Annotated in this window: 11 protein-coding genes; 7 read left to right on the top strand and 4 right to left on the bottom strand. The window is 63.5% G+C overall.

Features of this window, described 5'->3' with window-relative positions:
- Positions 1-355: 355 nt before the first annotated feature.
- Genes hslU through hslV form a run of 4 tightly spaced genes read right to left on the bottom strand, consistent with a single transcriptional unit; the run spans position 356 to position 3,350 of the window.
- Positions 356-1,660: an ATP-dependent protease ATPase subunit HslU gene (gene hslU / locus QZ213_RS20445; RefSeq protein WP_291687911.1), complete on the bottom strand. Its 1,305-nt coding sequence runs from the start codon at positions 1,658-1,660 to the stop codon at positions 356-358.
- A 41-nt stretch (positions 1,661-1,701) separates the two neighbouring features.
- Positions 1,702-2,304 carry a DUF2585 domain-containing protein gene (locus tag QZ213_RS20440; RefSeq protein WP_291687910.1) on the bottom strand — a complete coding sequence of 201 codons (603 nt, stop codon included), beginning with the start codon at positions 2,302-2,304 and terminating at the stop codon, positions 1,702-1,704.
- Positions 2,301-2,786, bottom strand: a complete 486-nt coding sequence (locus QZ213_RS20435; RefSeq protein WP_291687909.1) for a GNAT family N-acetyltransferase — start codon at positions 2,784-2,786, stop codon at positions 2,301-2,303. The genes QZ213_RS20440 and QZ213_RS20435 overlap by 4 nt, the downstream gene beginning before the upstream one ends.
- A gap of 3 nt (positions 2,787-2,789) precedes the next feature.
- Complete coding sequence (gene hslV / locus QZ213_RS20430; protein ID WP_291687908.1) at positions 2,790-3,350, bottom strand: ATP-dependent protease subunit HslV; 561 nt, start codon at positions 3,348-3,350, stop codon at positions 2,790-2,792.
- A 222-nt stretch (positions 3,351-3,572) separates the two neighbouring features.
- On the opposite strand from hslV, the gene hisB reads away from it, so the two are divergent.
- The 7 genes from hisB to coaA form a co-directional block, all read left to right on the top strand.
- Positions 3,573-4,166, top strand: coding sequence for an imidazoleglycerol-phosphate dehydratase HisB (gene hisB / locus QZ213_RS20425; RefSeq protein WP_291687907.1), 594 nt, complete (start codon positions 3,573-3,575; stop codon positions 4,164-4,166).
- 25 nt (positions 4,167-4,191) lie between these two features.
- Positions 4,192-4,722 carry a DUF2628 domain-containing protein gene (locus tag QZ213_RS20420; protein WP_291687906.1) on the top strand — a complete coding sequence of 177 codons (531 nt, stop codon included), beginning with the start codon at positions 4,192-4,194 and terminating at the stop codon, positions 4,720-4,722.
- Positions 4,719-5,369 (top strand): imidazole glycerol phosphate synthase subunit HisH, encoded by a 651-nt coding sequence (gene hisH, locus QZ213_RS20415; RefSeq protein ID WP_291687905.1) that lies wholly within the window; start codon positions 4,719-4,721, stop codon positions 5,367-5,369. The genes QZ213_RS20420 and hisH overlap by 4 nt, the downstream gene beginning before the upstream one ends.
- A complete protein-coding gene (gene hisA, locus QZ213_RS20410; RefSeq protein WP_291687904.1) occupies positions 5,357-6,106 on the top strand; it encodes a 1-(5-phosphoribosyl)-5-[(5-phosphoribosylamino)methylideneamino]imidazole-4-carboxamide isomerase in 750 nt (249 codons plus the stop codon). The genes hisH and hisA overlap by 13 nt, the downstream gene beginning before the upstream one ends.
- Before the next feature lie 10 nt (positions 6,107-6,116).
- Positions 6,117-6,893, top strand: a complete 777-nt coding sequence (gene hisF, locus QZ213_RS20405; RefSeq protein ID WP_291687903.1) for an imidazole glycerol phosphate synthase subunit HisF — start codon at positions 6,117-6,119, stop codon at positions 6,891-6,893.
- Between the two features lie 70 nt (positions 6,894-6,963).
- On the top strand, positions 6,964-7,287 hold the full coding sequence (locus QZ213_RS20400; protein WP_291687902.1) for a phosphoribosyl-ATP diphosphatase: 324 nt from the start codon (positions 6,964-6,966) through the stop codon (positions 7,285-7,287).
- Between the two features lie 113 nt (positions 7,288-7,400).
- Positions 7,401-8,279, top strand: an 879-nt coding sequence (gene coaA, locus QZ213_RS20395) for a type I pantothenate kinase (protein WP_291687901.1), incomplete at its 3' end; no start/stop codon positions are given.

Genomic DNA, 8,279 nt, shown 5'->3' with positions numbered 1-8,279 from the left:
AAGCCGAAATGATAATCGACCAAGAGGTGAATGTAGGGGACGTAGGGCTCGCGCGTGAGCTTGTAGAGAAAAACCCCGATCAGGACGGCGACGTTGACGGCCAACATCAGGCGCCAGGGGTTTTCCCGCACACGCAGATTCATCGAGTCCCCGAAAGCGCCGACAGATTGACCAATGCACTATCACAAGCCCAATGCACACGCCATTCTTCGATGTCGTCCCGGCCAAGCGAGGCGCGAGCCGGGACCCATAACCGCCGATCTAAATTTTGGTAAGGCTAGAACACCAGCTCTGGCACAATCGCGCACGTCTGTGGTTATGGGTCTCCTGCTTTCGCAGGGACGACGCATAGCGGCTACAAGATAAATCGGCTCAGATCGGTGTTCTTGGCGAGGTCGCCGACGTGCTTCTGCACATATTCGGCATCGATCTGGATGGTCTCGCCGTGGCGGTCGGGGGCGGCAAAGGAAATCTCGTCCAGCACCCGCTCCATCACGGTCTGCAATCGCCGCGCGCCGATATTCTCCACCGTCGAATTGACGGCCACCGCGACGTCGGCGAGCGCGTCGATGGCGCCGTCCGTGATATCCAGCGTCACGCCCTCGGTCTGCATCAGCGCGACATATTGCTTGATCAGCGAAGCCTCGGGCTCGGTCAGGATGCGGCGCATGTCGTCGCGCGTGAGCGCCGCCAGCTCGACCCGGATCGGCAGGCGGCCCTGCAGTTCCGGCAACAGATCCGACGGCTTTGCGATATGGAACGCGCCGGATGCAATGAACAGGATGTGGTCGGTCTTGACCGCGCCGTGCTTGGTCGAAACCGTGGTGCCTTCGATCAGCGGCAACAGGTCGCGCTGCACGCCCTCACGCGAGACATCGCCGCCGCCGCTGCGGCCTTCACGCACGCAGATCTTGTCGATCTCGTCGAGGAACACGATGCCGTTGTTCTCGACCACGTTGATGGACTCCTGCACCAGCTGATCGTTATCCAGGAGCTTGTCGGATTCCTCGTTGACGAGCAGTTCGTGGGAGCCTTCGACCGTAAGCCTGCGGGTCTTGGTCCGGCCGCCCATCTTGCCGAAGATATCGCCGATCGAGATCGCGCCCATCTGCGCGCCGGGCATGCCGGGAATCTCGAACATCGGCATGCCGCCCGAAGACTGCGTCTCGATCTCGATTTCCTTGTCGTTGAGTTCGCCGGCGCGCAGTTTCTTGCGAAAGGAGTCGCGGGTGGCGGCGCTTGAGTTGGCGCCGACCAGCGCATCGAGTACGCGCTCCTCGGCGGCGAGCTGGGCTCTGGCCTGTACGTCCTTGCGCTTGCGCTCCCTTGTCTGCGCGATGGCGACTTCGACGAGGTCGCGGATGATCTGCTCGACGTCGCGGCCGACATAGCCGACCTCGGTGAATTTCGTGGCCTCGACCTTGATGAACGGCGCGCCCGCGAGTTTCGCCAGCCGCCGCGCGATTTCGGTCTTGCCGACGCCGGTCGGCCCGATCATCAGGATATTCTTCGGCAGCACCTCCTCGCGCAACTGGCCTGTGAGCTGCAGGCGCCGCCAGCGGTTGCGCAGCGCAATGGAGACGGCGCGCTTGGCGTCGGCCTGGCCGACGATGAAGCGGTCGAGTTCGGAAACGATTTCACGGGGGGAAAAGTCGGTCATGGGTCCTAGGTAGGTTCAAATGTGGCTGGCACAAGCGGTTTCTAGATGATCGGCGGTCCCGCCTGCCAGTGCCGGATTGCCTCGAAAGGGTGGATCAGCATGATGATATTGAGGGTGAGATTATCGCGAATGTGAAGCCCGACCAAAATCTCGAAGGCAAGCCCGAGCGCGATCGTCGCCGCCACCGGGAGCTTTCGCGCCAGCAGAAAGCCCACCACCATCGACAGCGTATCGGACACCGAATTGACGATGCTGTCGCCGAAATAATCCAGCGACATGGTGCCGGCCCGGTAGCGCTCGATGATCCAGTTGGAGTTTTCAATCAGCTCCCAGCCGCCTTCGATCAGCATCGCCACGATCAGGCGGCCCTGCCAGGGCACCCGCCGCAGCACCAGCCAGGTCAGGCCGTAAAACAGGAAGCCGTGGATGAGATGCGAGAAGGAGTACCAGTCGGTGAGGTGCTGCGAATTCTCCGAGCTCTGCACCACCCCGTGCCACAGCTTGACGTAACCGCAGGTGCAGATCGGTACGCGCCCCATCGCATAGAGGATCGACGCCTGCAGCGCGAGCAGGAGGGTTGCAATCCCTACCCAATGCCACGGCGAAAGACCGGGAGTGGCCGGCGCGCTGCGCTCAATCGTCATGGGTTGCGGACCATCAGCAAGGCAGGGCCGTCAGACGTATCAACAAGGCGATCGCTCTGGAAGCCGGCCTTGGCGTAGGCGCGGACCGCACGGGCATTGTCCGGGTCGGGATCGGTCACGACGCGCGGAATCCCTGAACTCAGCAAGCCGTCGGCAAATTGCCGGATGAAGCCGGAGCCATGGCCGCAACCGATCATGTCGGGCTCGCCGATGAATTGATCGATGCCGCGCGTCTTCGGCGGCTGCGTGCCAAAGCCCTGGTTCCAGGTGCTCAGCGCGTAACACTGGATGTAGCCGAACGGATGGTCATCGAGCGCGACAATCAACTGATCCATATCGGGATGATCGAGATCGCCGCTCACAAGCGCGTATTGTTCGTCCGGCTGTCCCCACCAGCGCACGACCTCAGGCGTTTCGAGCCAGCGCCGGATCAGCGGAAGATCGGCGGAGGTCATCGGGCGGAAAACATAATCCGGCGCCATCGATCAGCCGCTCTGCAGGCTCTCGATGGTGACGTTGCGGTTGGTATAGACGCAGATGTCGGCGGCGATATCGAGCGAGCGGCGCACGATGGCCTCGGCATCCTTGTCCGAATCGACCAGCGCGCGGGCGGCCGCCAGCGCGTAATTGCCGCCGGACCCGATCGCCATCACGCCGGCTTCCGGTTCCAGCACGTCGCCGGTGCCGGTCAGGACCAGCGACACGTCCTTGTCGGCGACGATCATCATCGCCTCCAGCCGCCGCAGGTAACGGTCGGTGCGCCAGTCCTTGGCCAGTTCGACCGCCGCGCGCGTCAGTTGCCCCGGATACTGCTCGAGCTTGCTTTCGAGCCGTTCAAACAGCGTGAAGGCGTCCGCGGTGGCGCCGGCAAAACCGCCGATCACGTCGCCCTTGCCGAGTTTTCGGACCTTTTTGGCGTTGGATTTGATGACGGTCTGGCCGATCGAGACCTGCCCGTCGCCGCCGATCACCACCTTGCCGCCTTTGCGGACCGTCAAAATGGTGGTGCCGTGCCAGACCGGCGACTGGGATTGTGATGCGTCCATGGATTACCCTCGCGTTGGCCCAGATTTAGGGACTAAGGCGGAGGGTTACAATCGGCGGCGCTTTCGGCCGGATTCCAGTCACCATAGGCCGAAGTTCATCCCGATCCGGCGATCCCGCAGTAGCGAAGGCGGCATCCCCCTGTTAAAAGGGCGCGTTTTCGGCCCAAACGACGTCAAGCGCGTTAAGCACCAGTCAAGGCCGGCCAAGGGAAAGCACTTTTCATGCGCATCGCCACCATCAAGCGCAAGACCAAAGAGACCGACATCGAGGTGACCGTGAACCTCGACGGGACCGGCGCGTCCAGCGTCGCGACCGGGATCGGCTTCTTCGACCATATGCTCGATCTGCTGGCCCGGCATTCCCGGATCGACCTTACCGTGAAGGCGGTCGGCGACCTTCATATCGACCACCACCACACCACGGAGGATGTCGGCATCGCGCTCGGGCAGGCGGTGAAGCAGGCGCTCGGCAGCATGGCCGGGATCACCCGCTATGCCTCGATCCACATGCCGATGGACGAAACGCTGTCGCGGGTCGTGATCGACATTTCCGGCCGGCCGGTGCTGGTGTTCAAGGTCGATTTTCCGCGCGACAAGGTCGGCGCCTTCGACACCGAACTGGTGCGCGAGTGGTTCAACGCCTTTGCGATCAATGCTGGCGTGACTTTGCACGTCGAGACCCTATATGGCGAGAACAGCCATCATATCGCCGAATCCTGCTTCAAGGGTCTGGCGAGGGCGCTGCGCGCGGCCGTCGCCATCGACCCCAAGGCCGCGGGCGAAGTGCCATCCACCAAGGGTCAGCTCGGCGGCTGATTGCTTGTTCTCGGCGGAGAGTACGATGCCGGTCTACACGGTGCATGTCCCCACGGCGAACGGCGCTGATTTCGCGGCGACCGACCGCTTTGCCTTTGTTCGCGACGGCTTCCATTTCTGGGCCGCTGTCCTGGGCGTGGTGTGGCTTGCCTGGCATCGGCTGTGGCTGGCCTTGCTTGGCTGGATCGTGCTGATGGCCGCCCTTGATTTCGGCATGGTGAAGCTCGGCGTCGGCGGCGGGACGATCCTGCTCGTGGATATTCTGCTCGCGCTTCTGCTGGGATTTGAGGCGGCGAGTCTCGAGCGCTGGACGCTGTCGCGGCGCAATTGGCGCCAGCTCGACATCGTGGTTGCCGACGACGAGGAGGCGGCCGAACGGCGCTTCTTCGACCGCTGGACTGCGAGACGGCGCGGGCTCAACAACGACCAATTGGCGGTCGACCGCGGCGCGCCGCCGCCGACCCGCGATATTCCGGGCCAGCCGTTTTCGAAGCCGCCGCCGCTGCCGCACAGCGACATCATCGGATTGTTTCCGGACCCGGGAGCGCCGCGGTGAGCGTTGCCATCATCGATTACGGCTCCGGCAATCTGCACTCGGCCGCGAAAGCGTTCGAGCGCGCGGCGCGGAGCATGGAAAATCCGCAAGAGATCGTGGTGACCCGCGATCCCGAGATCGTGTATCGCGCCGATCGCATCGTGCTGCCCGGCGTCGGCGCCTTCGCCGATTGCCGCCGGGGGCTCGACGCGCTTGACGGCATGATCGATGCGATGACGGAGGCCGTACGCAACAAGGCCCGGCCGTTCTTCGGCATCTGCGTCGGCATGCAGCTGATGGCAACCCGGGGCAAGGAGCATGTCGTGACCGGCGGCTTCAACTGGATCGCCGGCGACGTCGAAAAGATCTCGCCGCGCGAGGAGAATTTGAAGATTCCGCACATGGGATGGAACACGCTCGATCTGGTCCGCGAGCATCCAGTGCTGGAACGCCTGCCGCTGGGGCCGAAAGGCCGCCACGCCTATTTCGTGCACTCCTACCACCTCAACGCGGCCCACGAGGCGGATGTGGTGGCACGCGCGGATTACGGCGGCCCGGTGACGGCGATCGTCGGCAAGGACACTGCGATTGGCACCCAGTTTCACCCGGAGAAGAGCCAGCGTTTCGGCCTCGCATTGATCTCCAACTTTTTGAAATGGAAGCCGTGATCCTTTTTCCCGCCATCGACCTGAAGAACGGCCAGTGCGTGCGCCTGGAGCAGGGCGATATGGCGCGCGCGACCGTGTTCAACCTCGATCCGGCGGCGCAAGCGCGCGCCTTCGCCGCGCAGGGGTTTGAATATCTCCATGTGGTCGATCTCGACGGTGCGTTTGCCGGCAAGCCGATGAATGCACTGGCGGTGGAAGCGATGCTCAAGGCGGTCACCATGCCGGTGCAGCTCGGCGGCGGTATCCGCGACTTGAAAACGGTCGAGGCCTGGCTGGCGAAGGGCGTCGCGCGGGTGATCATCGGCACGGCGGCGGTGCGCGATCCCGAGCTGGTGAAGAGCGCGGCAAAGAAATTCCCCGGCCGCGTCGCGGTGGGCCTCGACGCCCGCGACGGCAAGGTCGCGGTCGAAGGCTGGGCGGAGACCTCGCAAGTCACCGCGCTGGAAATCGCAGGGCGATTCGAGGATGCCGGCGTCGCCGCCATCATCTTCACCGACATCGCGCGCGACGGCTTATTGAAGGGTCTCAATCTCGACGCCACCATTGCGCTGGCCGAGCGGATTTCGATCCCCGTCATTGCCTCCGGCGGCTTTGCCTCCATCGACGATGTGAACGCGCTGCTCCAGCCCCGCGCGAAAAAACTGGCCGGAGCGATCGCGGGCCGCGCGCTCTACGATGGCCGTCTCGATCCCGCGGCCGCATTGGCGCTGATCCGCGACGCGCGTGCCGCGGCCTAGGAGTCCAGAAATGTTCAAGGTGCGCGTGATTCCCTGCCTCGACGTCAAGGACGGGCGAGTCGTCAAGGGCGTCAATTTCGTCGATCTGCGCGATGCCGGCGATCCCGTCGAAGCGGCCGTCGCCTATGACGCCGCCGGCGCCGATGAGCTGTGCTTCCTCGACATCACCGCGACCCATGAAAATCGCGGCACCATGCTGGACGTGGTCCGGCGCACCGCGGAGGCCTGTTTCATGCCGCTGACGGTCGGCGGGGGCGTGCGCACCATCGACGACATCAAGACCCTGCTCCGCGCCGGCGCCGACAAGGTGTCGATCAACTCTGCCGCCGTCAGCCGCCGCGAATTCGTCAAGGAAGGGGCCGAGAAATTCGGCGAGCAGTGCATCGTGGTCGCGATCGACGCCAAGCGGGTCAAGCGCGGCGGCGGCGGCGAGCGCTGGGAAATCTTCACCCATGGCGGCCGTAATTCCACGGGGATCGACGCCATCGAATATGCCCAGGAAGTGGTCTCGCTCGGCGCCGGCGAGATCCTTTTGACCTCGATGGACCGCGACGGCACGCGGCAGGGTTTTGACATTCCGCTTACCAGTGCGATCGCGGACAGCGTTTCGGTGCCGGTGATCGCCTCGGGGGGCGTGGGCAATCTCGACCATCTGGTGGACGGCATCCGCGAGGGGCACGCGACCGCGGTGCTGGCGGCGTCGATCTTCCATTTCGGGGAATTCACCATACGTCAAGCAAAGGACCATATGGTGCGGGCCGGGCTGCCGATGCGGCTGGATCCCTGACGACTCCCGGTCACAAAAGTGCTAAATGCCTTCAGTGGCGCCCGAATTTGCGGGCGCGTGAGTTGAGTTGATGCCGCGTTTCACGCTCCACGATCTCGCCGCCACCATCGATGCCCGCGCGGCGTCGGGAGGAGAGGCGTCCTATACGCGCAAGCTCCTGGACAAGGGTTCGGAGCATTGCGCCAAGAAATTGGGCGAGGAGGCGGTGGAAACCGTGATCGCCGCCGTCGAGAACGATCGCGACCATCTGATCGCCGAAAGTGCGGACCTGCTGTTTCATTTGCTGGTGCTTCTGAAGTCGCGTGGAGTGAAGCTCGAGGAAGTTGAGGCAGCGCTGGGGCTGCGCACGAGTATGTCCGGACTGGAAGAAAAGGCGTCGCGCAAGCGCGACTGAGAGCATGATCCGGAAAAGTGGGTACCGGTTTTCCGAGAAGATCATGCTCAAGAAATTGTGGGCAACGGGGTTCGGGCCAGATCCTGCCCGACGTGCAAGCTAGAGGCTGCGTCATGGATATTCGGGCACCGGAGCAACAATACAATCCCTACCGGATATTCTCCCGGGAGCAGTGGGCGCGGCTGCGCGACGACACGCCGATGACGCTCGAACCTGGCGAATTCTCGCGCCTGCGTTCGATGCATGACCGCCTCGACATGAAAGAAGTCGAAGACATTTACCTGCCGCTGTCGCGACTATTGTCGATCTATGTCGATGCCACGCAGCGGCTGTATTTCGCGCAGCGTCAATTCCTGGGCATCCAGGACCGCAAGATGCCCTACATCATCGGCGTCGCCGGGTCGGTGGCGGTGGGCAAATCGACCACTGCGCGCGTGCTGCAGGCGCTGTTGGCGCGCTGGTCGCCGCGGCCCAAGGTTGATCTCGTAACCACCGACGGCTTTCTGTTCCCCAATGCCCTGCTCGAGCGGCAGGGCATCATGCAGAAGAAAGGCTTTCCCGAGAGCTACGACCTGCCGACGCTGCTGTCGTTCCTCAGCGACATCAAGGCCGGGCGCGGGCGGGTGCGGGCGCCGGTCTATTCGCATTTGACCTACGACATCATTCCGAACGAATGGATCGAGGTCGACCGGCCGGACATCCTGATCGTCGAGGGCGTCAACGTCCTGCAGACCGGCCGGCTGCCGCGCGACGGCAAGGCCGTGCCTGTCGTGTCCGACTTCTTCGATTTCTCCGTGTATATCGATGCCGAGGAATCCGTGCTGCGCGAGTGGTACATCAGGCGCTTCCTGGCCTTGCGGGACACCGCGTTCCACGATCCCAGGTCGTATTTTCATCGCTACGCGCCCCTGTCCGACGAGGAAGCGACCGCCACGGCGCTGGCGATCTGGGAACGCACCAACCTCGCCAATCTCGAGGACAACATCCTGCCG

It is taken from the genome of Bradyrhizobium sp., from assembly GCF_017881085.1.
Taxonomy (GTDB): domain Bacteria; phylum Pseudomonadota; class Alphaproteobacteria; order Rhizobiales; family Xanthobacteraceae; genus Bradyrhizobium.
The sequence above is the reverse complement of the archived record's forward strand: the minus strand, read 5'-3'. Positions and strand labels throughout refer to the sequence as shown.